General features: G+C 46.5%; 29 protein-coding genes. 5 read left to right on the forward strand and 24 right to left on the reverse strand.

What is annotated here, in order from left to right; all coding sequences use genetic code 11:
- Positions 1 to 22 precede the first annotated feature (22 nt).
- The 8 genes from PAEAM_RS29875 to PAEAM_RS29910 form a co-directional block, all read right to left on the reverse strand.
- Entirely contained in the window at positions 23 to 1621 is a 1599-nt protein-coding gene (locus tag PAEAM_RS29875; RefSeq protein ID WP_165790106.1) for a response regulator transcription factor, read from the reverse strand.
- Positions 1614 to 3404, reverse strand: a complete 1791-nt coding sequence (locus PAEAM_RS29880; RefSeq protein ID WP_100529851.1) for a sensor histidine kinase — start codon at positions 3402 to 3404, stop codon at positions 1614 to 1616. Before PAEAM_RS29880 ends, PAEAM_RS29875 begins: the two co-directional genes overlap by 8 nt.
- Before the next feature lie 326 nt (positions 3405 to 3730).
- Positions 3731 to 4153: an OsmC family protein gene (locus PAEAM_RS29885; RefSeq protein WP_017692209.1), complete on the reverse strand. Its 423-nt coding sequence runs from the start codon at positions 4151 to 4153 to the stop codon at positions 3731 to 3733.
- Positions 4154 to 4186: 33 nt separating this feature from the next.
- The gene (locus PAEAM_RS29890; RefSeq protein WP_076253559.1) at positions 4187 to 4375 is read right to left on the reverse strand and encodes a hypothetical protein; all 189 of its coding nucleotides are present in this window, start codon (positions 4373 to 4375) and stop codon (positions 4187 to 4189) included.
- Between the two features lie 54 nt (positions 4376 to 4429).
- On the reverse strand, positions 4430 to 5176 hold the full coding sequence (locus PAEAM_RS29895; RefSeq protein ID WP_100529852.1) for an amino acid ABC transporter ATP-binding protein: 747 nt from the start codon (positions 5174 to 5176) through the stop codon (positions 4430 to 4432).
- 16 nt (positions 5177 to 5192) lie between these two features.
- Positions 5193 to 5837: an amino acid ABC transporter permease gene (locus tag PAEAM_RS29900; protein ID WP_017692207.1), complete on the reverse strand. Its 645-nt coding sequence runs from the start codon at positions 5835 to 5837 to the stop codon at positions 5193 to 5195.
- 32 nt (positions 5838 to 5869) lie between these two features.
- Positions 5870 to 6721: a substrate-binding periplasmic protein gene (locus PAEAM_RS29905; RefSeq protein ID WP_076253558.1), complete on the reverse strand. Its 852-nt coding sequence runs from the start codon at positions 6719 to 6721 to the stop codon at positions 5870 to 5872.
- 114 nt (positions 6722 to 6835) lie between these two features.
- Complete coding sequence (locus PAEAM_RS29910) at positions 6836 to 7468, reverse strand: TetR/AcrR family transcriptional regulator (RefSeq protein ID WP_036668073.1); 633 nt, start codon at positions 7466 to 7468, stop codon at positions 6836 to 6838.
- A gap of 214 nt (positions 7469 to 7682) precedes the next feature.
- Between PAEAM_RS29910 and bacA the strand changes: the two genes are divergently transcribed.
- Positions 7683 to 8492 (forward strand): undecaprenyl-diphosphate phosphatase, encoded by an 810-nt coding sequence (gene bacA / locus PAEAM_RS29915; RefSeq protein WP_100529914.1) that lies wholly within the window; start codon positions 7683 to 7685, stop codon positions 8490 to 8492.
- Positions 8493 to 8761: 269 nt separating this feature from the next.
- Here the strand turns inward: bacA and PAEAM_RS29920 are convergent, their stop codons facing one another.
- From PAEAM_RS29920 to PAEAM_RS29940, 6 genes are all read right to left on the reverse strand, one after another.
- On the reverse strand, positions 8762 to 8944 hold the full coding sequence (locus PAEAM_RS29920; protein ID WP_036606873.1) for a hypothetical protein: 183 nt from the start codon (positions 8942 to 8944) through the stop codon (positions 8762 to 8764).
- Between the two features lie 236 nt (positions 8945 to 9180).
- On the reverse strand, positions 9181 to 9507 hold the full coding sequence (locus PAEAM_RS29925; protein ID WP_047841605.1) for a thioredoxin family protein: 327 nt from the start codon (positions 9505 to 9507) through the stop codon (positions 9181 to 9183).
- Between the two features lie 85 nt (positions 9508 to 9592).
- On the reverse strand, positions 9593 to 10501 hold the full coding sequence (locus tag PAEAM_RS29930; protein ID WP_100529853.1) for an aldo/keto reductase: 909 nt from the start codon (positions 10499 to 10501) through the stop codon (positions 9593 to 9595).
- Positions 10502 to 10681: 180 nt separating this feature from the next.
- Entirely contained in the window at positions 10682 to 10852 is a 171-nt protein-coding gene (locus PAEAM_RS32070; protein WP_165790107.1) for a hypothetical protein, read from the reverse strand.
- A gap of 215 nt (positions 10853 to 11067) precedes the next feature.
- The gene (gene gpmA, locus PAEAM_RS29935) at positions 11068 to 11811 is read right to left on the reverse strand and encodes a 2,3-diphosphoglycerate-dependent phosphoglycerate mutase (protein WP_076328872.1); all 744 of its coding nucleotides are present in this window, start codon (positions 11809 to 11811) and stop codon (positions 11068 to 11070) included.
- A gap of 73 nt (positions 11812 to 11884) precedes the next feature.
- Positions 11885 to 12457 carry a DUF420 domain-containing protein gene (locus PAEAM_RS29940; protein ID WP_100529854.1) on the reverse strand — a complete coding sequence of 191 codons (573 nt, stop codon included), beginning with the start codon at positions 12455 to 12457 and terminating at the stop codon, positions 11885 to 11887.
- A gap of 377 nt (positions 12458 to 12834) precedes the next feature.
- On the opposite strand from PAEAM_RS29940, the gene PAEAM_RS29945 reads away from it, so the two are divergent.
- A complete protein-coding gene (locus PAEAM_RS29945; RefSeq protein WP_017692197.1) occupies positions 12835 to 14025 on the forward strand; it encodes a cation:proton antiporter in 1191 nt (396 codons plus the stop codon).
- 297 nt (positions 14026 to 14322) lie between these two features.
- Here PAEAM_RS29945 and PAEAM_RS29950 read toward each other — a convergent pair whose 3' ends face one another.
- The 10 genes from PAEAM_RS29950 to PAEAM_RS30000 form a co-directional block, all read right to left on the reverse strand.
- Positions 14323 to 14808: a DedA family protein gene (locus PAEAM_RS29950; RefSeq protein ID WP_036606861.1), complete on the reverse strand. Its 486-nt coding sequence runs from the start codon at positions 14806 to 14808 to the stop codon at positions 14323 to 14325.
- A gap of 13 nt (positions 14809 to 14821) precedes the next feature.
- The gene (gene pssA, locus PAEAM_RS29955) at positions 14822 to 15367 is read right to left on the reverse strand and encodes a CDP-diacylglycerol--serine O-phosphatidyltransferase (RefSeq protein ID WP_036606859.1); all 546 of its coding nucleotides are present in this window, start codon (positions 15365 to 15367) and stop codon (positions 14822 to 14824) included.
- A gap of 21 nt (positions 15368 to 15388) precedes the next feature.
- Complete coding sequence (locus tag PAEAM_RS29960) at positions 15389 to 17137, reverse strand: sensor histidine kinase (protein ID WP_100529855.1); 1749 nt, start codon at positions 17135 to 17137, stop codon at positions 15389 to 15391.
- Positions 17134 to 17814, reverse strand: coding sequence for a response regulator transcription factor (locus PAEAM_RS29965; protein WP_036606855.1), 681 nt, complete (start codon positions 17812 to 17814; stop codon positions 17134 to 17136). The genes PAEAM_RS29960 and PAEAM_RS29965 overlap by 4 nt, the downstream gene beginning before the upstream one ends.
- Positions 17815 to 18063: 249 nt before the next feature.
- Entirely contained in the window at positions 18064 to 18876 is an 813-nt protein-coding gene (gene thiD, locus PAEAM_RS29975) for a bifunctional hydroxymethylpyrimidine kinase/phosphomethylpyrimidine kinase (RefSeq protein WP_017692191.1), read from the reverse strand.
- 105 nt (positions 18877 to 18981) lie between these two features.
- A complete protein-coding gene (locus PAEAM_RS29980) occupies positions 18982 to 19680 on the reverse strand; it encodes an ABC transporter permease (RefSeq protein ID WP_076319681.1) in 699 nt (232 codons plus the stop codon).
- Positions 19673 to 20596, reverse strand: coding sequence for an ABC transporter ATP-binding protein (locus PAEAM_RS29985; protein WP_100529857.1), 924 nt, complete (start codon positions 20594 to 20596; stop codon positions 19673 to 19675). The genes PAEAM_RS29980 and PAEAM_RS29985 overlap by 8 nt, the downstream gene beginning before the upstream one ends.
- Before the next feature lie 127 nt (positions 20597 to 20723).
- On the reverse strand, positions 20724 to 21656 hold the full coding sequence (locus PAEAM_RS29990; protein WP_100529858.1) for a sensor histidine kinase: 933 nt from the start codon (positions 21654 to 21656) through the stop codon (positions 20724 to 20726).
- Positions 21653 to 22318 carry a response regulator transcription factor gene (locus PAEAM_RS29995; protein ID WP_430207394.1) on the reverse strand — a complete coding sequence of 222 codons (666 nt, stop codon included), beginning with the start codon at positions 22316 to 22318 and terminating at the stop codon, positions 21653 to 21655. Before PAEAM_RS29995 ends, PAEAM_RS29990 begins: the two co-directional genes overlap by 4 nt.
- A 203-nt stretch (positions 22319 to 22521) precedes the next feature.
- Positions 22522 to 23373 carry a DegV family protein gene (locus PAEAM_RS30000; protein WP_100529860.1) on the reverse strand — a complete coding sequence of 284 codons (852 nt, stop codon included), beginning with the start codon at positions 23371 to 23373 and terminating at the stop codon, positions 22522 to 22524.
- A gap of 305 nt (positions 23374 to 23678) precedes the next feature.
- Between PAEAM_RS30000 and PAEAM_RS30005 the strand changes: the two genes are divergently transcribed.
- From PAEAM_RS30005 to PAEAM_RS30015, 3 genes are read left to right on the forward strand one after another with little or no spacing between them, the layout of a single operon-like run.
- Positions 23679 to 24455, forward strand: a complete 777-nt coding sequence (locus PAEAM_RS30005; RefSeq protein ID WP_036606839.1) for an ABC transporter permease — start codon at positions 23679 to 23681, stop codon at positions 24453 to 24455.
- Positions 24452 to 25252 (forward strand): ABC transporter permease, encoded by an 801-nt coding sequence (locus PAEAM_RS30010; protein WP_047841615.1) that lies wholly within the window; start codon positions 24452 to 24454, stop codon positions 25250 to 25252. The genes PAEAM_RS30005 and PAEAM_RS30010 overlap by 4 nt, the downstream gene beginning before the upstream one ends.
- A gap of 22 nt (positions 25253 to 25274) precedes the next feature.
- Entirely contained in the window at positions 25275 to 26243 is a 969-nt protein-coding gene (locus tag PAEAM_RS30015; protein WP_100529915.1) for an ABC transporter ATP-binding protein, read from the forward strand.
- Positions 26244 to 26261 lie beyond the last annotated feature (18 nt).

A 26261-nucleotide genomic window follows, 5' to 3' on the forward strand; every position in this document is an offset into this window, starting at 1 on the left:
GGCAACGCCCAGCACTCCGTACTTATTCCTCGTTTATATCCGTAGCCGTTCCTTTAATTGGTGATTGGGTTCTGGCCTGTTTGTAAGCCGAAGGGGATTCCCCTACATATTTCTTGAACTTACCGTGGAAGTAGTCCACATTTGCATACCCCACTCTCGCTGCAACCTGATGGACCTTCAGTCCTTCGTCCAGCAATTCCTTGGCCTTTTCCATACGAACCTTGTCCAGAAATGCATTGAAATACTCTCCAGTATGATTCTTGAACAACTTACCCAAGTAACTGCTGTTATAGTTAAACACTTCAGCAAGTACCTCAAGCTTGAGATTTTCGCCAGGGTTACGCTGAATAAATTCAATCATCTGTTTCAATACAGTATCCTTGCTTCCCCCACCCATACGCTGAATAAGTCGATTCAAGTGTTCCGATGCCATGACTTTGAGATCAGTCATCGTAAATTGATGATAGACTTCATTAATCAGAACCGAATGTTCCTGCATAATGGAGTGCATATGTTGATTCGTCGCTGCAAGTTTGTTGAACGCCAGGGAAAATACCTGTGAGAACGCCGTCTTAATCGCTTGCTCTGTTCGGTGATATGGAACCAGGCGCTCTTCCATCTCACCCAGCACCCGCATAACGGACTCACTACTGCGGATGTCTAACGCATAATACAGCTTGTCCGCGAGTTCGTCCTCAACTGGCTCATGTGCTCCGTCCACAGCTTCAACTTCTGGTTTAACAACGCTTTGGCCTTCGCTGCCTTCAGTCCACAGAATGATGCGTTGCTCCGTGAACAAGAAGCGTTCCCCGAGTAAACGATTTGCCTGCGTGTATGACCGCGCAATTTCAGAAGTGGAATGTACGGGTTCTCCTGCAGCACCATACATGTGAACTTCCCATTCTCCCAGCAGTCCTTCCAGCTCATCATACAGATTTCTTGCAGATGACTCGGATGTGATTATTTCCTTACTTAACAGCCCCAGACCGGAATGGAACGAGAATACAATGCCTCGGTCTTTATGGTCAAATGCTTCAATCAGTTTGCGTTTCATAACACTTCCCCGTTGCAGATCGGGGGTTACATGCATCTCAAGCAGCACAATCTGATAGTGAGGCCAGTGCAGCCCCAGGCTATCTTCTTCCGTGCTACCCGCACCCTCCAGACTGTCAAAGAGCAAAGCCTCGATCTGATGCTCCCTAAAGACGGTATCTTCACCAGCATGACGTGCCATTGTCTCCCGTTCACGGGTCAGGATTGTAGCAATACGCTCCAGTTCACCAATAATCTCTTCTTCATCCACCGGTTTGAGCAGATAACCATCCACACCAAAACTGATGGCTTTTTTGGCATAATCAAAATCTGCGTAACCACTTAATATCAAAAAGTGCGAATCCGGATGATTCCGGCGCACTTCTTCAATCACATCCAGCCCGGTCATACCGGGCATGCGAATATCAATAATCGTCAGATCAGGCTCCAATTCCTCAAACCGGGAGATGGCCTCACGCCCGCTGGCAGCTGTAGCGATAACCTGGAATCCGTATTTTTCCCACTCGATAATGGTTGTCAGTCCCTCACGTATGCTCGGTTCGTCATCCACCAAAAACACTTTATACATGTTGGTCCCCTCCTGCTGGCAAAGTGAAAGAAACCTCTGTTCCTTCCCCATATACACTCTTAATCTGTAATCCATATGGCTCGCCGTACGTCAATGTTAAGCGTTGATGTACATTACGCATGCCGATCCGACTCTTCTCCTGCTCCTCCGGTCCACAGATAAACTGCATCACCTCAGCCAGTCGTTCTGGCGTTATGCCTGCACCATTGTCATCCACACGGATCTGCACAATGTTCTCTACTAAACGAATACTTATATGAACACGGACTGTGCCCTCTTTGTTCTCCAGACCATGGACAATCGCATTCTCAACCAGAGGTTGAATAATCAAAGGCGGAATGTACATCTTCTCCACCTCGGGATCGATATGGATCTGGAATGCAAGGCGGTCGCCGTAACGAAATTTCTGAATTTCCAAATAGGAACGTACCATTTCAAGTTCAGCCCGGAAGGTTGTTTTTCCACTGCCAATCTCCAGACTCTTGCGCATTAGCTTCCCCAACAGCCTGACGATGTTGGCAATCTCTGCTTCTCCCTTGATATGCGCTTTCATCCGAATGGACTCCAGTGCATTAAACAAGAAATGGGGATTGATCTGGCTCGCCATCATTTTCAATTTAATCTCTTTTTGGGCGATTTCCAATTGATTGTTCTGTTCGGTCGCTTCTACCACCTGCGTCATGAGTTCATTGATACTTTTCACCATATAGTTGAACTGTCGTGACAGTTGCCCAATCTCATCGTTTCCATCAATCCGTGAAGTCACGTTCAGGTCTCCTAATGCAAGCTTGTTGAGGTGTTTACTCAGCCGGAGCAATCGGTTCGAAGTGAGGAACGAGATGATATATACGAATAATAGGGCGATCACCAGCACCAGTATAATAAAAATCATGCCGATCAAGCTGACGGTGTTGGCGTCTTTGACGATATTTTTGGTGGCAAAAACCGAAATCACCTTCAGGCTGTTCATACTCGATCCAGGGCCCAGCTCATCAATAACAATATTAGATGGTTCCCCTCGGAAATCCCCCTCTATGGTGCCTTTCGCCTGATTCTGCAGATCAACGCCAAAATCAAGCTCATCCAGCGTTTTACCCACCAGCTCGGTATTCTTGGCCGCAACCACATACCCCTGCTCGTCCGTAATCATCGTCTCAAACTGTTCCTGACGCAACAATCCATTCAGCTCATCCTGATTGATCACAATCATCAACACGCCCTCGGTCCGATACTCGGCAAAAGGTACTTTGCGCACCAGGCTGAGCTTGTGTACAGGATTATCTTCCTTGTCCGGAATGTAGAACCACCCGATGCTGGTTGTTTTCAGTGCCTGTTGGTACCAGTAGCTCTCTTCCGTCTGCTTGTCTACCGGGATGAATTCGAGGTTGTTGATCAATGTTGGGTTAGTTGAGTAAAAACGAATGCCTGCTATCTCACGGTACAAACGCCTGTACTCCTGAAAGTCTTTGTATGCAAGATACGCTGAGGTTAGCTCTACAACGCTCTTGTACCGTTTATTGACGATCTCCTTGAGATCCGCATTAAACATTAATAGATTGGATATATCGGTTGGTACACGAAGCATGGTTGCCGTCTGACTCTTGATTTTGTCCACATTGATGATCGTCTGTCCTATCGCATTGTCCAGGGCTTGCTGGCGAAAATAACTGGTCACAGCAAGACCAACAATCAGGACCGGAATCATGACAACCAGTACATAGGAAATGAGCAATTTATGCTTTAATTTGAGATTATTAGTGGTTCGTATCAATCTTTTCAACATGTCTGCACCTTCCGTCATCTGTATAAGCGCTTACATATAAACAGCAGGATCAGGATGTTCTGTCCTCAGAATTAATCATACCACATAACCGCCAGAATTCGGATTGTCATTGCAATGGGTAATATATTGCCAGGCTACAAGCTAGGCTACCTCTAGTAGAAGAGACCGCCATTAACATGGCGACCGGGCTTACCGAATTATTTTCTACTGACAGAAGTTTAGTGACTACTAGATGGACGAAATCACTGTTGAGGTGTTGGATAAGCCAAAAAAGGCACTCCCACGATTGGAAGTGCCTGCTTAGTATAGAATCTGTTCGTTTGTTATTAAGGACGAGGTGTACTTACTCCATTGAGGATCAGTTTAGGATGAATATCGGCGTTCAGCGAAGCGGAGACTGCACAATATTTTTCTTCAGCCATTTGGATGGCTTTCCAGATGCGATAATCCGGGATATCGCCATCGACTTTGAAGATCAGATCAATGGATGTGAACCCTTTAGGCATCTCTTCACTGCGTGTACCTTGCGCTTCAATCTCAATTGACTCAATTTTGTCCAGGAAAGCGTCCAGAATCATCGTAATATCGATTCCCATACAGCCCCCGAGACCCGCCAGTAACAATTCCATCGGGGTCGCACCCTTGCTGTCACCACCATAAGCAGCAGTGGCATCCATGCCAACGGCGTAGCCAGAGGGTCCTTCGGAAGTAAACGCACGTTTGCCTTTCCATACGGTTGTTACATTCATGATGTTATCCTTCTTTCTTACAATAGTTTAAGTTCAAGCGAAAAAGGTTTGCACTTGCCACTCCGATGACAGAATAACCTTCCGATCGCTGTTATCCCCAGATTTTTTTTTTCCTTCTTCAAGGGTAAAATCAGGGGATAAAGGCGCACGCTCCGCTTCTTCAGGTTTCTTCTGTCCTCTCCGTTCTTGTGCAAAAAGTGTAGTTGAACTGATATCGTTCATGACCTTAAATACCCGCTCCGAGTACGTTCGTTCTTCCGATCGCTGTTATCTTCATCAAAATTCAGTAATTTGTTGCAAGAAACGACGGGTGCGTTCTTGCGTTGGATGTTCAAAAAAGGCCTGTGGACTTGCTTCTTCCACAATTGACCCGTCCGCCATAAAGACGATTTTGTTCGCCACATTACGGGCAAACTTCAATTCATGTGTCACAACAAGCATCGTCATGCCTTCCTCTGCCAGCTCCTTCATGACGGAAAGCACTTCTCCGACCAATTCAGGATCAAGAGCTGAAGTGGGCTCATCAAACAGCATCACTTCCGGCTCCATTGCAAGTGCACGTGCAATGGCAACCCGCTGCTGTTGTCCACCAGACAATCGGGATGGATACGCATCCTGCTTGTCCGACAAGCCGACCCGATCCAGAAGAATCCGGCCGCGTTCAGCCGCTTCGTCACGCTTGATTTTTTTTACCGTAACAAGACCTTCCATCACATTACCCAGCACTGTCTTGTGCGGATACAGATTGAATTGCTGGAATACCATGCCGGTCTGGCGACGAATCTCCAGTACCCGGGCACGTTGGACTCGCAGCGGATCTGCGCTGTTAACCACAATGCCGTTCACTTCAATCTGTCCTCCGGATAACTCTTCCAGTCCATTCAGGCAGCGCAGCAAGGTACTTTTGCCTGAACCACTTGGGCCGAGCAATACAACAATATCTTTGGCATCGACATGAAGATCGATGTTCGTAAGTACTTCATTTTTCTGAAAACGTTTGGTAAGTCCAGTTGTTGTAATCATCGGTTCTCTCCTCCTATCAGTAAGCCCGGGCCAACCGGCGCTCCACTTGTTCCAGAATGGCCGAGAAGCCGATACTCATGATCCAGTAAATTACACCAATAGCCAGATAAAATGGCATGTTCAATGCATATTGTGATACCAACAGCTGTGCTGAACGCAACAACTCGGTAACACCGATCGCCGCCACAAGTGATGTTTCCTTCAACATGCCAATAAAGGTGTTCCCCATGGGCGGAATCGCAATGCGCACAGCCTGCGGGAAGATAATCCGTCTCATCGCTTGAGCCGGGGTCATTCCCGTTGCATATGCAGCTTCCGTCTGTCCTTTAGGCACAGCCTGAATGGCTCCACGGAACGTCTCCGACAGAAACGCACCTGCATTCAGACTCAGTCCCAGACATGCTGCGGTGAGCGATCCCAAGGTCACTCCATAATCGACCAATCCGTAATAAATAACGAATAATTGCACCAGCAGCGGGGTTCCCCGCATGATGGATACATAAAACCTTGCGATCAACCTAAGCCACATCGGTCCCTTCAGACGAGCAATCGCAACAAGGACTCCGATGATGAACGCAAAAAACATGGAGATCACTGTTACATACAGCGTATAATAAGCCCCCTTCAGAAAGAAGGGGATATTCTCAAATACCAGTTCCATGGGTCAAATCTTCCCTTCGCCTTGCAGGTTCATTATTGCGCAGGCTCTTCACCAAACCATTTTTTGAAAATGGTATTGTACGTGCCATCATCTTTCATGCCTTTGAGAGCATCATTTAATGCTGCTACAAGTTCCGGATTGTCTTTGCGAACAGCAATACCTGCCTGGTCACTCTTAATAGCTTCACCTACAGCTTTGATATTCAATCCGTTGGCATCCACAATCGGTTTCAGAGCGTACATATTGTTGATTGTTGCATCAATCCGCCCAGCATTCAGATCTTTGAGTGAAGAGATGACATCGTCATAGGTTTTGATCGTGAAGTCTCCCACTTTGGGCAACACTTCATTACGCAGATATGATTCATCATTTGTACCCAGACCTACGCCAATCGTTTTACCTTTGAAGTCTTCCAGTTTGGTAATATCGTTATTGTCTTCTTTTACAATAATTTTAACTTGGTTCGTAATATACGGATCACTGAAATCCAATACTTTCTTACGATCATCGGTAATCGTCATTTGGCTGATAATGGCATCAAGCTTCTTCGCTTGCAGACTTGGTGTCAAACCGGAGAACTCTTGGGATACAAATTCAACCTCAACCCCAAGACGTTTCGCAACTTCACGTGCGATATCGGCATCGTAGCCGTCCATTTCTTTCTTATCGTTCAGGAAGTTGTACGGTGCGTATGTGCCCATCATGCCCACTTTGATAACGCCAGCCGACTTGATCTGTTCCAGTTCATTACTTGCCTGTGCACCATTTGTGCTTCCACCATCTGTTGCCTTACTTCCACAAGCACTAAGTACCAGCACGGTCATCAGCAGAATTGCTGTCAAAGACCAGCCTTTACGAGTTTTCGATCCATATGTGTTGTTCATTACGTTAACTTCCTCTCAGTCGTGTATTGATCTGGATGTACATTGGGTTACTTTATTGTGACTAAACCGCAGTTGTACCCATTATTCCCTGCTATTTGTTTAATCATGTGAATCTTATGTGCCTAGCAGTCCGTAAAACTCAAAGCTTGCTGCCTCAGCTGCCAGCGATGAAGCTGTCATGGCTGAAAATTTGCTGTGCAACTCATCGGAACCAAACAACCAGCGTGATATCATGCCTTCAATCATGCTTACCAATAGCGCTGCTCGAAGTGGAACATTCATGCCCTTAGGCAACATGCCGAGTTCGATGGCACGTTCCATATTGTGACGAAACGCAGTTTCCACAGCATTACGTGTCTCCTCAACCAGGCGTTGTACGGATTCTTCCGTCACGATGCCTTTGAGTAACAGTTCCATAAAATAACGATTCTGCGCGGCAAACATGAACAGGTCAGTGAACAGCCTTTCCGATGCTTTCACCATATCTTCTACCGATCCGGCATCCTTGCGGTACCCTTGTCCAATCGACTCAAGTAACTCCTCCTTGCCCGTTAAGACAATCTCTGAAGCAATGGCTTCTTTACTCTTGAAGTGCCAGTAGAATGTCCCTTGCGCCACACCAGCCTCGCGGACGATATCGGAAATTTTCGTCTGATGGTAGCCTTGGGTTGCAAAACGTTCCATCGCTATGCGTATTATTTGGTCCCGGCGTTCTTCACCGGGTTCCAAACCGTTAATTTTGGTCATTCATGTAACCCTCCCGATTGATCAGTCAGTCAGTTAATTTATATCCTATGGGATAACTAGGTTTTTGTCAATATAGTTTTAAACAAATGGTTACAAGCATAAGTTGAAGTTGAGTGCATTTGTGATCATAATAGGTGATAGCCTTGTTCAAATGAACAGGCATGGTCAAGCAGGACAGCCTGTGCTGTCACCTGCATTTCAAGGAGGAAGAGAATTGGACATTATATCATCCATTATTATGGGCATCATCGAAGGTTTGACTGAGTTTTTGCCCGTGTCCTCTACTGGACACATGATTCTGACTGCCCACCTGCTGGGTTTATCGGAGGACAACGAGTCAGTCAAAACGTTTGAGGTGGTTGTTCAACTCGGGGCTGTACTTGCTGTTGTTGTACTGTATTGGAACAAATTCATTGATATGTTCCGCTTCACCGGAGGGAGCAGACCTTACTCCCGCCGCCTCAATCTGGGACATATCTTCCTGGCGATGGTTCCTGCCGTAGTCATCGGACTTGTATTCCGCGACTGGATCAAAGCACATTTGTTTGGTCCGGAAACAGTGCTGTACAGTCTCGTTATAGGTGGTATATTGATGATCGTGGCCGAACGCTGGAGCCGGAGGAGTGGGCGGATTACTACCCATGATGTCGATGATATTTCCTACAAACAGGCATTCGCGGTGGGTATATTTCAGATCTTGGCGTTGTGGCCAGGCTTCTCCCGTTCCGGGTCAACGATCTCAGGCGGTCTCTTTGCAGGGGTAAGCCGTGTAGCCGCTGCGGAGTTCACATTCCTCGTGTCTGTGCCAATTATGATTGGTGCTACGGGATATGACCTGTACAAAAGTATCGATCACCTGAACGGCAGTGATTTCCCAATCTTTGCGATTGGATTCATCGCTGCTTTCATCGTCGCCATGCTTGCGATCAAGACGTTCCTGTCCATTTTGAAAAAATTGAGCCTGACCGTCTTTGCTGTGTATCGCTTTGTCTTGGCAGCCGTGTTCTTTATTATTTTGATGTAAGCATTACAATTCAAGTAATTAGACAGGCAAAATCAATGGCGGCCTCACGTTCCCTTGGGAAGCGAGGCCGCCATATTTTATATTCTGAGCTAAGTTTCTGTTGGTTTATGATTCTTTTTGCTGCTTAAAGACAGGAACATCCGTAATTAGAAGAAGTCTGATTCTTCATTACTTCCTTCTTTAGTGGGTTGGATCATTGGTGATGCCGACTAGGTTTACTATGTATCATGGACAACCATATTTATGTTCACTTCTGAAAAGCAGTCTGGCTAGTACCACTCTTTTACTTGAAAGTTCCGGTGTTTCTTTCGACTCTTCAATCTCTCACGCAGATTATATCTATTCTCCTTTTGTTCCTGCAGCAATTGCTTCACCCCGATCATCAACAATCGGTATCTTCGGTCATCATTGTGACTTAATTGGTGCATTTCTTCAAAAATTTCATTCTTCATACGGATCTTGTTCACTCCAAATATTCAGTTTGTTCTCACAGTATACATGGGAGCACTGAACAAATTCTAAACAAGCGTTGTTTCTCAACTTCAGTTATTCAAATGCACATTTGAATGCACATTTGAATGCACATCATGCGTGCTCGGATGAAGCAGAAAAACCCCTTCCTGTCGCAGGACAAGAAGAGGTCTCCTTAGCTAAATTAATTAGTCAAACTACTGATGCCTTTGTACACTTAAACTTTGGATTCAAGCGTCTCCAGATACTCGGAGATTTGAGCAGGTGTTTTAGCCCATTTGCTATGCAGATGTGCGACTTTCTTGCCGTTCTGGAAGACGAGCAGGCTTGGAATGCCGCGTACACCATTCTCTTCAGCAAACGGCTGGAACTTTTCTGCATCCAGGGCATAGAAGGTTTTGTCCGTATGTTGGTCGATAACATCCCCGATAAAACGATCCAGGTTTTTGCAATCCGGACACCAGGTTGTATCAAATTTAATGACGGTAAAACCATCAGAGTTAATTGTATCCAAATATTGCTGTTCACTTTGAATTCTTTCCATATGTCTTCTCTCCCTTATATGTTCCTTTTTTGGCTGATCTTCATTGTACCTCGTATAGTTACAATTGAAAATAGGCTTAATGGAGTTAACGATGCTGCTTGTACAGAATAGCGGGACTGAGCTCTCGTATTTCCTGAATTTCCGCAGCGGTGAGTTCAGGCGAATTCGAAGCAGCAACATTATGCAACAACTGTTCTCTTGAACTGGCACCAGGGACAACTGCTGCTACGGCAGGATGGGATAACGCGTAGCGAATAGCCGTCTGAGCCATACTGCGTTGGTCTGTAACAAGACGACTTAGCCCTTGCCGAATGGTATATAGTTGCTCTGGCGTATAGTCCAGATAACCTTTGTCTGCCTTGGCAGATCCGGAATCGGCAAGCACACCGCTAGCTACTGGTCCACGGGCAATTACGCTGATCCCCTTTTGTTCCAATAAAGGCAGCACTTCTTCTTCCGCTCTGCGGTCAGCAATGCTGTACTGGTTCATCACACTGACGATGGCTGCCCTCTTTACATACTCCCGAATCACATTGGGACGAATGGAGGAAATTCCGTAATATCGGATAAGTCCTTCCTTCTTCAGTTCCTCAAACGCTTCGATCGTCTCTTCGATGGGGTCGTCCAAGGTCCCGCCATGTAGCTGATACAGATCGATGTAATCGGTCTGCAGACGCTTCAGACTTTCATGTACAGCCTGCTTAATGTAGGCTTTGGACGGGTCCCATGACCAGCCCTCTTTGCCAGGCAGACGACGATTACCTACTTTGGTCGCCACAATGACTTGGTCCCGACGCCCTTTAATAGCTTGTCCTACAATCTCTTCATTACGCCCTTCGTCATACAGATCGGCTGTATCCAACAGATTGACCCCATGATCCAGAGCCTCATGAACCAGGCCCACAGCGTGCTCCATTTCAGTTCCAAGTGACATACATCCCAGCCCAATCTCAGACACCATCAGTTCGGATGTACCCAGACGATTTTTCTTCATATGTGCATCTCCCTCCATACGTTCTGCAAGTATCCATTGTATCATTCTTGCTGGCAAAAATCGCATGCCTCACCGAAACAAAGGGTAGTTTTCAACTGCACAAAAAAACCTGGAACGACTTCATCTCCAGGTTTCTCGTGATCATCATTTAAATTCAATCGATAAACGAACTATCGCAATCTATTTCACTTCCACACGTGGTCTGTTTTTACTTGTTCCATTGGACGAATTGGGGTTTTTCATCATACCCGAGACAGTGCTAAACAGCTTATCTCTTGCTTGTTTGTTCCTCATCAGATAAGTCACACCTGCGCCGATAGCCGTCATGAGTATTCCTCTTCTTTTAGACATGTGCTTCTCCTCCTTCAGGATAAATGTACATCGTGTCTTGTTTGACAATTACCCTGTGGGAGCAAAACGAAACGAAGTACAGGCTTGATCGCAGAAAAAAAGATGACCTCCGAATTCAATTCAGCGGTCATCTTCCAATCGTCCTGTTGAAACATCAACCGCACGAGATAAATCATACAAGCTTTCGTACAATCAAGACAAACGTCCATGTCCAATTAATCAGATGGCGTTGCCACATGGGTCATTTCTTCATGTTTGTAGGTCGAACCATCGGCGGTCAGATAAAAGTGTCCGATGGGATGCAGATCTTCATCCAATTCGTAGACAAGCGGAATGCCTGTCGGGATATTGAGCGCCATCACGTCTGCTTCGGACAATTGGTCCAGATGCATGACGAGTGAACGAAGCGTGTTCCCATGCGCAGAGATCAGCACTCTTTTGCCAGCAGACACCATCGGTTTAATCTCCGCATTCCAGTACTCCAGTACACGCTTCGAGGTATCCATCAGGTTCTCCGTAAACGGGATGGTGCATCCGAGCCGCTTGTACTTGTCCAGATCCTGCACATATCGGTCATCGGTTTCGTCCAGTGCCGGGGGAGATACGTTCACGGATCGTCTCCATTCCTTTACTTGGTCTTCCCCATACTTCAGAGCAGTCTGCTGTTTGTTCAGTCCTTGCAGCGCACCATAATGGCGTTCATTCAGCTTCCAAGTCTTCGTAATGGGAATCCACATGAGGTCCATTTCATCCAGCGCAATATCGAGTGTTCGGATAGAACGTTTCAGCACGGATGCATAGGCGTAATCAAAATCAAATCCCTGTTCCTTCATGATCTTCCCTGCTTTACGTGCTTCTGCGTAACCATCCGTCGTCAGATCCACATCAGTCCATCCGGTAAAACGATTCTCTACATTCCACATGCTCTGTCCATGGCGAATCAAAACAACTCTGTACATAAACGTGAACCCTCCTTCCATGGAAACATTACCCACAAGTCAAACTAATTAGCACAGTGAAACGTTCATCACATTAATAATATGGTGCCATCATCAGGTATACTACGACACCTGTAGAACTGACGTACAGCCAGATTGGCATCGTCCAACGTGCAATTTTGCGGTGTTTCTTCAATTGATTCGTCCAACCCCACACAAGTGTGAACAACGCCAATGGAACAATCAGGGCTGCCAGTATACTATGGGTAATCAGAATGAAGAAATAGATCGAACGAATGATGCCCTCGCCGCCGTATTTGGACGTCTCTGGTGAGAGGTAATGAAACGTCAGATAGGTCACGAGGAATAACAGTGTTGTTGAAAATGCAGCAAGAATAAATCGTTTGTGCAGCTTCACATTCCGCTTAATAATAGCAATAAGCGCTGCGAGCAGGAATATGAAGGTAAAGCTGTTAAACACGGCATTAAACCGCGGCAACACCGTAATATCAAAGGTTACATCACCTTTGTAACCAATCGACGGTGCGAAGAACAATAATAAAATAATGACATTAGCGAGAATGGAAATCGTGATAATGATGCCTGCGAAATTTTTATTACTCGTCGGGGATGGAATGTTCGGTTCCCTTTTGTTATTTTTACCCAATGCAAAATCCTCCTCATATCCTAACATCTATGTTCTATATCATTATATCTCGGCAATTCCGGGCTGTTAAGTGACAACACTCTGAACAAAAGCCGCTGCGCCCCACTATAAAATGCCCCTTTATGGCCGTTTTCAATCAAATCCAAACCGGCTCCCATTTACCCGAGTCCGTATTTGTGGTATAATTAATGCAATTAATCACATACGCGTTGAAAACTGGAGGAGCCTGTCACCAAGGGCCCCTCTTTGTCTTTTTTCAGGCACAGAACGGCACTTTCTTAATGCCTTTCTGTGCCTTTTTGTCTTTTTGAAGCGGAGGATGGATCGCCCTTGGGCTGGTTAACCTATAGACGCTACTACTGGAGGGGAGTACACCTATGGAATTTATTTTGGTTCTTGCACTTATTTTAATCTTTACCAAACTTGCTGGTGATCTATCCGTAAGATTGGGTCAACCATCGGTTCTGGGGAAACTGATTGTGGGTGTCATCCTCGGGCCTGCAATTCTCGGTTGGGTTCAGCAAAGTGATTTCGTGCATTATATGGCTGAGATCGGGGTATTGCTGTTAATGTTCATTGCCGGACTGGAAACCGATCTGGAGCAGTTAAAGAAAAACTGGAAGGCGGCCTTTGCCGTAGCGGTCGGCGGTATTATTTTGCCTTTTATCGGCGGGTACGGTTCGGCCATAGCATTTGGTATGTCACAGACACACGCGCTGTTCTTTGGACTTTTATTCTGTGCTACTTCCGTCAGTATATCGGTTCAGACGTTGAAGGATATGGATCAACTCAGCTCTCGTGAGGGTACAACCATCCTTGGTGCAGCTGTCGTAGATGATGTCCTGGTCGTTGTCATTCTTGCCGTTATGATGAGCTTGCTGGGTACTGGTGGAGGAGACACTTCGATTTCTCTGCTTATCGGCAAGAAGCTGTTATTCTTTGTGATCATCATCGCTGCTAGCTGGTTCCTTGTTCCACGCATCATGAAGTGGATGGCACCACTGAAAGTAACCGAAACCGTCATTACTGCGGGACTAATTATTTGTTTTGGCTTCTCCTACTTTGCAGAGTGGATGGGTGTTGCTGGAATCATTGGAGCATTTGCCGCTGGCATCGCCATCTCCCAAACCAACTTCAAACATGAAGTCGAAACCAAGCTGGAACCAATCGCCTACGGAATTTTTGTTCCAGTGTTCTTTGTAAGTATTGGCTTAAATGTCACCTTTGATGGCGTGGGTTCACAAATTTGGTTTATTGTCGTTATCAGTCTTATCGCCATTGTTACCAAACTTATCGGTGGTGGAGCTGGTGCACGACTGACCGGATTTAATATGTCATCTTCATTGGCCATTGGCTCAGGAATGATATCAAGAGGTGAGGTTGCCTTGATTATCGCTTCAACGGGACTTGCTTCCGGATTGCTTGATCCGGAATACTTTACCAGCGTTGTGATCATGGTTATTATTACAACACTGGTCACGCCACCGCTTCTCAAAATCACCTTTGCACGCAAAAAAGGGGAAAAGCAAGTCGAAAGAGGAATTGAAGAATCTCATTTGAGTGGGTAACTGTAAAAGAGTATCTCTGGATAGCTTACCTTGCATTGAAATCATTGCTCATATGAAACTATACTTGCTTTTAGAAAATGCAATACACTGGTCGTAAAGTACACGCCGCTTTGATCCATTCTTCCTTCAACACGAAGGTTGGAAATGGTCAGAGCGGCTTTTTGTATATTCACAAAGTTATCCGTCCGTAGCCATTACTCATTCAAGTTCGCTAAACTCATAGAAAAACAAAAAAAGACCACCTTACACTCAAGAGGTCTTCCATCCTTGCCTGTTGTTACAACAGGCTGTCCCATTTTAAGTTAACACGCCAACATAAAAACCAATCGAGATAAAGACAACACACCAGACGAATGCACCAATGCCCGATACAACTACGTACCTGCCAATTGCCATCTTGCTAATCCCGGAGAAACAACACATCAGATGACGAATGCCTGGAATGAAGTAACCTAGGATGATGGACCAATACCCATATTTGAGGAACCACGACTCCACCCTGCTGAATCGTTTGGCATTAACGCCAACCCACTTGCCGTATTTTTCAACCAGCGGCCTGCCCGCTTTTTTGCCAATCATGTAGCTAAGCAGCCCTCCGGTAAATGCGCCACCAAAACTGACGGCGATGGATACGGAGTAATTCAATACCGAGATGGAGGCGAGATAACCGACAAAAGTCATCATCACCTCATCCGGAATCGGCATGCCAATAACGCCGAGAGCCAGTAGTCCGTATATTGCGAAATAACCATATTGACCAATAAATTCTTTTGCAAATTCCATACTGACTCGCTCCTTATTTCGGTTCCACAATATCCTTCTCATGTGAGGCTAACACTTGTTTTAGAGACGGGAATCGGATTTGGCTCACCATGAGACCGGATAATACAATAATGACAAGATAGGCTACACCATGTGTGAAATAAGGACTCCAGAGTGCGAAAAAGGACATCAGACCTCCCGCAAATGTAATCGGCATTCCGACAAAACCACTGCTTGCTGTCTTCTGACAGTTATAACGGGCCAGACGCAAAGCACCGCAAATCGGAAACAATGCAGTCAGTGCCATCCCCAGCACACTCACTTCAATCATGGAATTCAGGTACAGAATCAGCACGGGTGCTGTTCCGAATGAAACTACATCCGCAAGCGAGTCCAAGGACTTGCCGAACTCACCCTCACAATGCAATTTACGAGCCGCATACCCGTCAAACAGATCAAAGAACATCGCTACCCATATCATCATCACAGCCAGGGCAAATTCACCATGAATAGCCATAATGACTGCCAGCATGCCTGAACTCAGATTCCCCAAGGTTAAAATCGATGGTAAAGACTTCATAATATTTGACTCCCTTTCGTACTAGGCTTTAGGAAAAATAATATAAAAACGGACTCCATCCGGTGTATTCTCCACTCCATAACTGCACCCATGCAGATCAAGAATCTGCTTCGCAATGGCCAGACCAAGCCCGGTCCCCCCCATTTTACGATTACGTGAGCGCTCTACCCGATAGAACCTCTCCCATATATACTGCCGCTCAGCTTCAGCAATGTGCTCACCCTTGTTTTCAATGGAAATATGGACAAAACCTTCACGCCTGCTAATCTCAATAGTTATATCGGTATGTGGTATCGCATGACGTATAGCATTCATCATGATATTGAAAATAACTTGCTCCAGCTTGCTTCGGTCACCCTCAACCGTCTGTTCTGTTGTGGATACAAGCACTACATCCAATCCTTTGTCCTTTAGTTGCGGACCCAGACGGCCAGCGATATCTTCAATCATGTCAGCCAGTGCAACAGCATCCGTATTCAATTGAACCGCTGAGGATTCCAGTCGCACCAGATCCAGCATCTCTTCAACCATCGTTTCCATTTTGATCGTCTCATCGGCAATGATCTCAATGTAACGCTCCCGTTTGCTCTCACTGACGCCATCCTTCAGCCCTTCAGAATATCCCTTAATAATGCTGATTGGTGTCTTAAGTTCATGTGATGCATCGGCAAAAAACTTGCGCTGACGCTGTTCAATCTCCTGCTTCATTTCCATATCTGTACGCATCTGCGTGTTGGCCTGCCTCAGCTCTTCCAGTGTCTGACCCAAGGTTCCCGATAAGGCATTGAGGCTGTTAGACAGACTCCCGATCTCATCATTACGCCGGATGGGTGATTTCACCGTGAAATCCAGCGTAGACATTTTCTTGGCGACATGGTTCAAGGCCAAAAGCGGCTTCGTTATAATTCGGGACAGGAGCAACGCCAGCAACAGAATCAATATAAATGCCCCTATGCCAAAATACGCATAGAACAAACGTGTTGCCTCATTCGCTTCCCTCATCTCCTGTAGAGAGGTGAGCGAAAAGATCAGTTGTTGCTCGGGTCCGGAACGATGCACTGGAGCAATGGTGATGACATTGCGAACACCGCTCCAGCTATCCATCCATTCTTCATTGAGCATTTTGCCATTCGCCAACGCAAGTTGGTCTTCGGTGGACAACGGGAACCGGCTATCCAGTGCTTGCACCAGCAGTCCCTGCCTTTGACTCCACGTTGCCAGATTGGGAAGAACGACCTCGGTCAATACGCCTGACCATTCCTTTACCGGTTCAATCGATTCCTGAAAACTTTCTGTTCCCCATGCGGCAGAAGTGGCATCTTGGATTTTGAATGGATAGACCATGGATTCGCTGGCCGGACCTTTCACCGTCAATTCTTGCCCATATTTCAGATGGGATGTGATCCAGCCAGCATTCTCACTATTGATAAACAAGGACAAGGACACTTTCACGTGACTTCCATCCTCTTGAAGCAACGTAATGTGGAACGGGTCATTAACCAATCTTCCGGTATTCGTCAAAATGACCAGATGTGATTGATTCTGACGCATGAACTTCCCGGTCTCCTTGGCTAGCTGTAAATCACTCCAATGCCCATTGGAGTATTGCTGTTCGAACTTGGACAGCTTTTTCTTCATACTGCTGACCTTTTGATGCTGATAGAAGTCGGGGAACCAGACCAACTGAGCAAAAACCGTCGTCCCATATAGAAGTACCAGACATCCTGCCATGACCAGGAAAAGCTTCATCGTTACGCCATTTCTTCTCATGCTTCTGCCTCGAAACGATATCCAGTACCAATCACCGTCCGGATACACTTGGCTTCATCACCCAATTTGCTGCGCAACTTCTTGATGTGGGTATCTACAACACGTGAGTCCCCTTCAAAATCAAATCCCCAGATCCGATTCAAAATGGCATCCCGGGACAACACAATGCCTGCATTACGTACCAAATAAAGCAACAGATCATATTCCTTTGGTGCAAGTTCCACTTCGATTCCGTCCTTCTCCAGACGTCTGGCCCATGGATCAAGGGTTACCTGTCCGAAGCGAATCACACCCTGCTCTCGTCCAAATGCACCTTCAACACGCTTCATTAATGTCTCTGCACGTGCAACCAGCACACGTGGACTAAACGGCTTGGTAACGTAATCGTCTACGCCCAGCTGAAATCCATGAATTTTATCGTCATCCTCGGACCGTGCAGTCAGCATGATAATAGGTACGGTGGATTGGGATCGAATATGCCCACATAACGTCCATCCATCCATTTCAGGCATCAAAACATCCAGAATAACCAGATCTACCTCATGCAGAGCCAACAGTTCCAGTGCCTGTACTCCATGTTCTGCTTCTATGACGTTCCATTGTTCTTTTATGAAATAATCGGCCACAATCTCACGAATGCGGCTTTCATCTTCCACCAGAAGCACTGTTCTGATCATGGCCGACTCTCCTTTTAGATTTCTGATGATAACATACCTATTCCATGTGTCGTTCATGTGTCCACACATGTTTTGGAATGCTCCCATGATATATACGATTAATATAAGCCAAAAGTTACTAGTTTTTATAAAAATTCGCATAAAAAAGAAGCCATCAACGAGCAAGCTCCTGCTCATTGACAGCTACTTGAATGAAATCGAAGTGTGTTATCCAGAATTGATGCGCTACTGCGCGCTCCCTGGCAACACTTAACGTTGTTGCTCCAGACGGTGTGCCACATGCAGTGTCGGGCCAACAAAACGGTTTAGCGGGAATCCGCCGGCAATCGCTTTGGTCACGAAGGCTTTACCTTCACGAACAGCCTCTTTCACTGAAAGACCACGAGCCAATCCTGCGGTAATCGCCGCAGACGTTGTGCAGCCCGCACCATGAGTATATCCGGAGCCGACAACATCGGCTTCAAACCATTCGTAGTTGGTTCCATCATAGAGTAGATCCATTGCTTTACCCGGGCTAATGACACCTCTGTCCTTGATCAGAACATGTTTCGAGCCATGGGCATGAATTGCTGCTGCCGCTGCTTCCATTTGTTCCTTGGAGCGAATAGGTCCGCTCTTCGCCAGTTGGGATGCTTCGAACAGATTAGGTGTAACCAGATCAGCACCTGGCAACAGGAATTCGATCATCGCTTCCGTATTTTCCGGTTGCAGTACTTCGTCTGTACCTTTGCAGACCATTACCGGATCGATAACGATCTGTGGCAGACCGCTGCGGCGAATATGTTTTGCTACCAGTTCAATAATATCTACAGAACCGAGCATACCTGTCTTCATTGCATCGAAACCGATGCCGTCCAGAACCGTGCGAAGCTGCGCTTCAACCACATTTAATTCAACAGGAAAGACCTGGTGATCCCATGTTTCGGGCTCCATTGCCACAACCGTAGTCAGTACGGTCATGCCATACACACCCAGCTCCTGAAAAGTTTTCAAATCAGCTTGAATACCTGCACCGCCGCTCGTGTCCGAACCAGCTATTGTTAATGTTTTTGGAATCGTCATGGTAGTTGCATTCTCCTTCGTGTCTCAGTTGACATTATCCTATCCCTTGTACGAGCGGATGTCAATGGCATCTGAAGCCATACAGAGCATGGTTTTCCGAATGATTCAGTTCACATCTTTTGTCTCCAGACGAACCATGGACATCGAAGCAATCCATATCCCTATTGCTCCAAGGGTCAGAGGAATAATAATAAGAGAATGAATGGAAACTTCCGACCCGTTGAATCCGGAGCAGACAATCGAAACCAGCAAAATGGACGAGACCATTGTAGTTGTAACAGAATGCTTACGCATACCGAAGAATAGGGGAATGAGTGCCATACACGCAGCCGATAAAGAACTTATACTGTACTTCACCAGAAGTCCCAATATATCCCGATTCGTCAGTGATTCAGGAATGAAGGAGTAGAATTGATTAACAATCAACAATAGTGAGCCCATGAACAGATCGTTAACCATAATCATCACAAATGTAAAACCAAACACGATAATCAATTTGGCAGCGATGATTTTATGACGCTGGATGGGATAGGTGAACATGACGTTCATCGTTTTATTTCTATACTCACTGATCACCAGCTTGGATAATAAAGCTCCTGCAAATATGATAAAGGTCGCTCTCACAAACGTATCAATAATCATAAAGGCGGTCTGGTAATCGGCATAGGCATAATCTTCTGCTCCCACATCCACGAATCCAATCATGATCAGGAAAAGAAGAATGGCTATGCTGGCAATACCTGCACCTGCAAAATTACGTGCAAAACGGTGCTTCCGCATCTCAAGTCTGATTAGTTTAAGCAACGTCTTCATCCCCTTTCACAAGCTTCATGAAGTGTTCTTCCAGGGAATGAGCCCGTTTGGATATCGATTCGATCTCAATGCCGTGTTGGATCAGCTTGGTGTTCAGTTCTGATGGAATAATTCCCGGATCATAGATGCGTAACGTTTGGTCGTCAACCAGTTTATAATTACTCAAACCAAGCTGGTGTTCAATGACATAGGTCGCTTTGCGGATATCCACCGCCTGTAACTCGATGTACTCATTTTGACTTCCACGAATGCTCTCCATCGATACTTCCTCCACCAAACGACCGCCGCGAATGACACCAACTGTGTCCGCAATCTGCTCTATCTCGCCAAGAATGTGACTGGAGACCAACAGGGTAATGCGATACTCATTACTAAGGCGCTTGAACAAATCTCGCATCTCCCGGATCCCTACAGGGTCCAATCCGTTGATCGGTTCATCCAGAATGAGCAGTTCAGGTGTGGTTATAAGTGCACGAGCCAGTCCCAGCCTCTGCTTCATGCCCAAGGAGAAGTCCTTGACCGGTTTCTTGCCTGTATCCTTCAGCCCTACCATTTCCATCGTATTGTCGATGATCTTTTTGTTGTGAAACCCCATGTATTCACAGTGAAGTTCCAGATTCTCGCGAGCAGACAGCCTATCGTAGAAAAAAGGATATTCAATAATGCTGCCCATTCGCTTCAGCACTTCATAAGAGGTCGGCGTAAGCTTCTCCCCAAACAGTTCTATCTCCCCTGTGGTTGGTTTGACGAGATTGGTGAGCATCTTCATGATGGTTGTTTTACCAGCACCATTTGGACCGAGGAATCCATAGATCTCACCTTGCTTAATATTCATATTGACGTTGGATACAACCTCCACCCCTTCATATACTTTGGTCACATCTATTGTTCGTGCGATATAATTCATCGTCCTTGTTCTCCTTTACGTCCCCTGTCCGGGTTCCTATATCTATATTGTAAAGAGAAAAGTCTTCTTTTTTATTAATCAAATCTTACAAAAACCTTAAGTCTGACCGGACACGCCAACGCAGGGTCTACCAAGCCTTTAAGGTAACCGAGAATACAGTCCGTTGATGTGGCACACTATGCAAGTGAATACTTCCACCCATCCGCTCAACTAGCCGTTTCGTAATGGTCAGACCCAGGCCACTGCCTTGATAGAGTCGATTGCGGGAATCCTCCAGTGTATACATGCGTTCAAACACACGGCTATGCTCGCTCTCAGGAATCCCTTTTCCCTGATCCCAGATCTGTAACGTCACAGGTGCACCTATTGAATGATCAAGTGAAAGTCCCAGTACCTTACCCTCTGCTCCATATTTCATTCCATTGGTAATGAGATTATCCAGCACACGGTCCAATGCTTCTTCATTCGCTTGCACGAAGAGATCACCATCAGGTATCTCCAGCTCCACGTGCAACCCCAGATTCGTCAACATTTCATAAAAGGAAAGCATCTTCAACCGGCATAATTCACTTAAATTCACCCGACTAAGTACCAGTTCCGTATCTCCGGATTCCAGCTTCGCCAGATCAAAAAAGGAATGGATCAAACGCAGCACTTCCTGCGCCTTATCTTGTATTTTCTCCGTCATCATCTTCCGTTCCTGATCGGTCAGTGATGGGCTGTGCAGCAAGGTCTCACTATAACCCAGCACAACGGTGAGCGGCGTTTTCAGATCATGCGAAATGTTGGAGAGCATATTACGCATCTCCTTCTCCTGGTTCGCATAACCGGCCTTAGCGCGGTGCGCATGATCCAACAGCTGGTTCATGTCTTTCAGAAGCTGACTGACTTGTTCATCACTATTGAATACAAGCAAACGCTCAAAGGTGCCTTGATCCAAAATAGCGGATATTTTCTGATGAATATAGGTCAGGTGTTGGTTTCTTTTCCGGAATTTCAACCAGAATACAATGAAGGCAATGGCCAGAATAACTGTTGTACTGGCAAAAATCAGTGTCATCCCTGCTCCGCCTCCAGCTTATACCCGATGCCCCAGAGTGTCTTGATATACTGGGGATCCGAAGGATCTGCCTCCAGTTTCTCACGCAGACGACGCATATGTACGTTAATGATATTTTCGTCTCCATAATAGTGATCGTTCCAGACGGAAGCGTAAATCTGCGCCTTGGTGAACACTTTGCCAGGATGGGTAACCAACAGCTTCAGAATTCCAAATTCCTTGGATGTCAGCTTGACGGGTGTACCTTCACGTTCCACCTCGTACGTCTCCATGTCAACTACGAGTCCTCCAATGTGAATACGTTGATCTTTAGCCACTTCAGCCACAGGCTGAGTAGTATAATTGGCGCGGCGAATCGCAGCTTTGATGCGGGCAGTCAGTTCTATTAACGAGAAAGGTTTGCTCAAGTAATCATCTGCACCGAAGCCCAGACCTAATGCTTTGTCCACCTCCCCATCCTTCGCAGACAGAATGAGCACAGGGACCAGACTGACTGCCCGAATGGTTTGAAGCACATCCATCCCACTTTTGCGGGGCAGCATCAGATCCAGAATAACCAGATCATACACGGGTTGTGACTGGCTGAACTGACGTTCTGCCTCTAAGCCGTCATATGCATAAGTGACGTCGTAGCCCTCTTTTTCCAAGTATGGCCCGACCATCTCACTAATTGAACGATCATCTTCAACAAGCAACAAGCGGTGACTTAACACATGCTTCCCTCCAACATGAACAGTTTTCTTTATTACCTCACAGTTTGTTTGAATTGGCAATGACATACGAAAAAACCTGACAGGAGCACCACTTTGGTATAAGTGTGTTTCCTGCCAGGTCTATGAGTGTCTGTAGATCAATGCTGGTGCTTCTAGTCTCTATATCCGTTCTCACTGTGGATCCAGCACAGTCCAATGGTTCCTGCACCTGCATGAATACTCACCACAGGGATAAACGGCATGATTTCGGTCTTTAATCTAGGCAGCAGAGCTGCAATCTGTTTTTTGATTGTAACAGCTTCTTCCTGATTGTTGGCATGCATAATGCACACATGCTTTACTTTCTCCACATCCAGCTTGAGCATATCCAGCATGCGCTCTTTTGTCCGCTTGAACGTGCGAATCTTCTCATTCACAACCACTTTGCCCTCTTCAAATCGAAGCAGCAGATGGATCTTGAGCAGTTGACTGATGATCAGCTGTGTGCCCGACACCCGGCCACTGCGGTGAAGATGCTGCAGACTGGCCGGTATGAGGTAAAAGGACATGTTATCAATCATCTGTTCAATGTTTACTTTGATCTCGGCAGCGGAACATCCCTGCTTCTGCCATTCCAGTCCTTGCATAATCATCTCACGGTGAGGATAGGCACCTGCCTTCGAATCAATTGCGGTCACCGTCACTCCTGCAATCTCTGCAGCCTGCATGGACGTATGCAGCGTTCCGCTAAGCTCAGTAGAGCAATGAATCGTAATAATCTCATCGTACTTGTCTTTGAGCGACTCATACAGTTCAATGAATTCGCCAATGGGTGGCTGCGAACTGCTCGCACGTGAAGCCTCCGCAAGTTTCTCATAGAACATTTCAGATGTAATGTCATCGGTTTCCCGGTAACATTCCTCTCCAAATACGATGCGCAGCGGTACGATGTAGATATGATTTTGCTCCGCAAAAACGGGATCCAGTGTACTGGTACTATCAGTGACCCATGCAATTTTCTTCATGACATCCTTCTCTCTTGCCGGATTGTTCGTTCTGTATCTTCAATCGTCAAGCACAAGCCCGGCGGTTTATTTAAAATTTGAATATTTCACATTGTAAACGTTTGCGATACTACCTCTCAATTATAAATGAACGGACAGACCGTTGTCTTGTGGCGCAATCATGAACACCCCTGTTAATACCATTATTAGCTAAAAAAATGTCTTGCCTGTGAAGGAATAAATTGGTATGCTGTTGTCCTTCTCTCTTTTTCGCCTTGACTGAAGTGAACGGAAACGCCGTTCAATCCACTTATCGGAGGTGTCACATGCTTTATTTCACTCTGGCTTCCAAAGCCTACTCCCGGAATCTGCAATACCGCGGGGCACACATGGTACATAACTTGGCAAGCGCCATGTTTGGTTACATGTATGCCTGCCTCTGGATCGGCATCGGGGCCGACCATACTCTCGGAGAATACGGGACACAGGGGATGATCAGTTACATTGCGTTCACGCAATCCTCTCTCTGGATCTCGGGTTTTCTCACGAACGGATTGGGTATTCCCTTATCCGTCAGGACAGGGCAGATCGCACTGGATCTGATGAGGCCTGTTCATCTGTTCACCCACCTGATGGCACGCGAATGGGGGCAGATTGCCTACCAGTTCGTGTACAAAAGTATTCCGATCTACCTGCTCTTCTCCATTGTCTTTTCCCTGCATTGGCCCTCAGACGTTTCAACACTATTCTATGCCGCACTTGGTCTTGCCGGCGCCGCATACTTGTCCATCTGTATGAACTACATCATTGGTGCCACGTCGATGTGGACCACGGAGTCCTCTTGGCTTCACTGGGGCAATCACGCGATGATGAATCTGCTGGCTGGTTTTTTCATTCCGCTGGAATGGCTACCGAACTGGCTTGAACAACTTGCCTGGATATCACCCTACCCTTTCCTGCTCTATGTACCTACCCGAATCTATCTTGGTTTCGAAGATGGCTCCTTGTTATGGGGAACCTTGCTTTGGTGTGTCTTTATGACGTTGATCTGTCTTGCCATCACCCAAGTGTTACGTCGTAAAGTGGAGGTACAAGGCGGATGAAGCGAACTTCCTGGTTCAATTTATATAAAATGCTCATTCGAACAAGCATCCGCAGTCGGATGCAATACAAGTTCAATTTCATCATGGCGTCCGTACTGGCCGCTTTAATTCAGATCTCCGAGTTTCTGATGGTTGCTCTCGTGCTGCACAAATTCGGAGCAATTAAAGGCTGGTCCCTCCATGAGATCGGTTATCTCTTCGCCATCATGACGTTATCCAAAACACTGTATCGAACGTTCGGAAACGAAGTTCATCATCTGGAAAAATATCTGGTTAATGGTGAGCTTGATCAACTGTTAACACGTCCCATGCCCGTATTGCTGGCACTGCTGCCGCAAAACTTCCGCATCATGGCTGGGGAAGTCCTGCAAGGCGGGTTCATTCTCTGCTGGTCAGTGGCAGGCATGATGCATAGCGGACAGATTGGCTGGATCGCCATTCCCTTCTCCCTGCTCATTATTCTGACGGGCGCAGTCATTCTCTTTTCCATCGGACTTGCTACCGCCACACTCGGATTCTGGACCACACGTATTGAGGAATTACAGACGATCACTGAAGATGCCGCACGAACGGCTGCCCAATATCCGCTAACGTTATATCCCAAATGGATGTCTGGCATTCTGCTAACGGTGATTCCCGTGGGATTCGTCAACTACATTCCGTCACTTTACCTGTTACGGGGTGAAGGAGGAGCGTGGATTCTTGTTGCTGTTGCGGCGGTTGCCGTACTAAGTTTGGCTGCAAGTCTGCGTTTCTGGCAATTTGGCATGACCAAATATCAAAGTACAGGTAGCTAAGGAGGCGTAACGAATCATGAACATGATCACAGCAAGGCATCTGCAAAAGGAATTCAAAACTCCTGTTATTCGCGAAGGACGTTTCTCCGGTCTACGTACGTTATTTTCACGTGAGTATGTGTCCAAGGAAGCGGTACGCGATATCAGTTTTGATATCGGCCCAGGGGAATTTGTGGGTTACATCGGTCCGAACGGGGCTGGCAAGTCTACCACGATTAAAATGCTGACAGGTATTCTGCACCCAACCTCGGGTGAGGTAAGGCTTGACGGTATGAACCCTCATCAGGACAGGCGCAGGACCGTTGGTCGACTGGGCGTTGTGTTTGGACAGCGCAGCCAGCTCTGGTGGGATCTACCTGTGAAAGATTCATATGATATTCTGGCCGAGATGTACGGCGTGCGTGCCGAGGATAAAAAGAAACGGCTGTCCCAGTTCGCCGAGCTGCTGGACCTCGAATCGTTCTGGGCCACGCCTGTCCGCAAGCTCTCGCTTGGACAACGCATGCGTGCCGATCTCGCAGCTTCCATGCTGCATGATCCCGAACTGCTTTTTCTCGATGAACCAACGATCGGACTGGATGTGAATGCAAAGCGGAACATTCGTCAATTTCTACGTACATTAAATGAAACGTTTGGCAAAACGATTTTGCTGACCACACATGACATGGACGACATTGAGCAGTTATGCAGCCGGGTCATGGTGATTAACCATGGTCAACTGACCTATGACGGCACGATTTCGTCACTTCGCGAAACCATCGGACTACCTACGCTGATTCGGGTAACGTTCCGAGGAGCGTTTCATATCCCGGATGTTGTGTCGTCCGCGATACATATTACAGGAGTGGAAGGGCAGATTGTCACCGTCGAAGTGAACCGGAAGGAATGGAGCACAATGGACATTCTGAAACAGTTGGAGCACTGGGGTGAGATTGAAGATGTAGAGATGAAAGAACCCGATTTTGAAGATATCATTCATCGGGTGTATTAGTCGGCTCATTTTGTGAGG

Origin of the sequence: Paenibacillus sp. GM1FR (assembly GCF_002803315.1) — a bacterium.
GTDB lineage: Bacteria > Bacillota > Bacilli > Paenibacillales > Paenibacillaceae > Paenibacillus > Paenibacillus amylolyticus.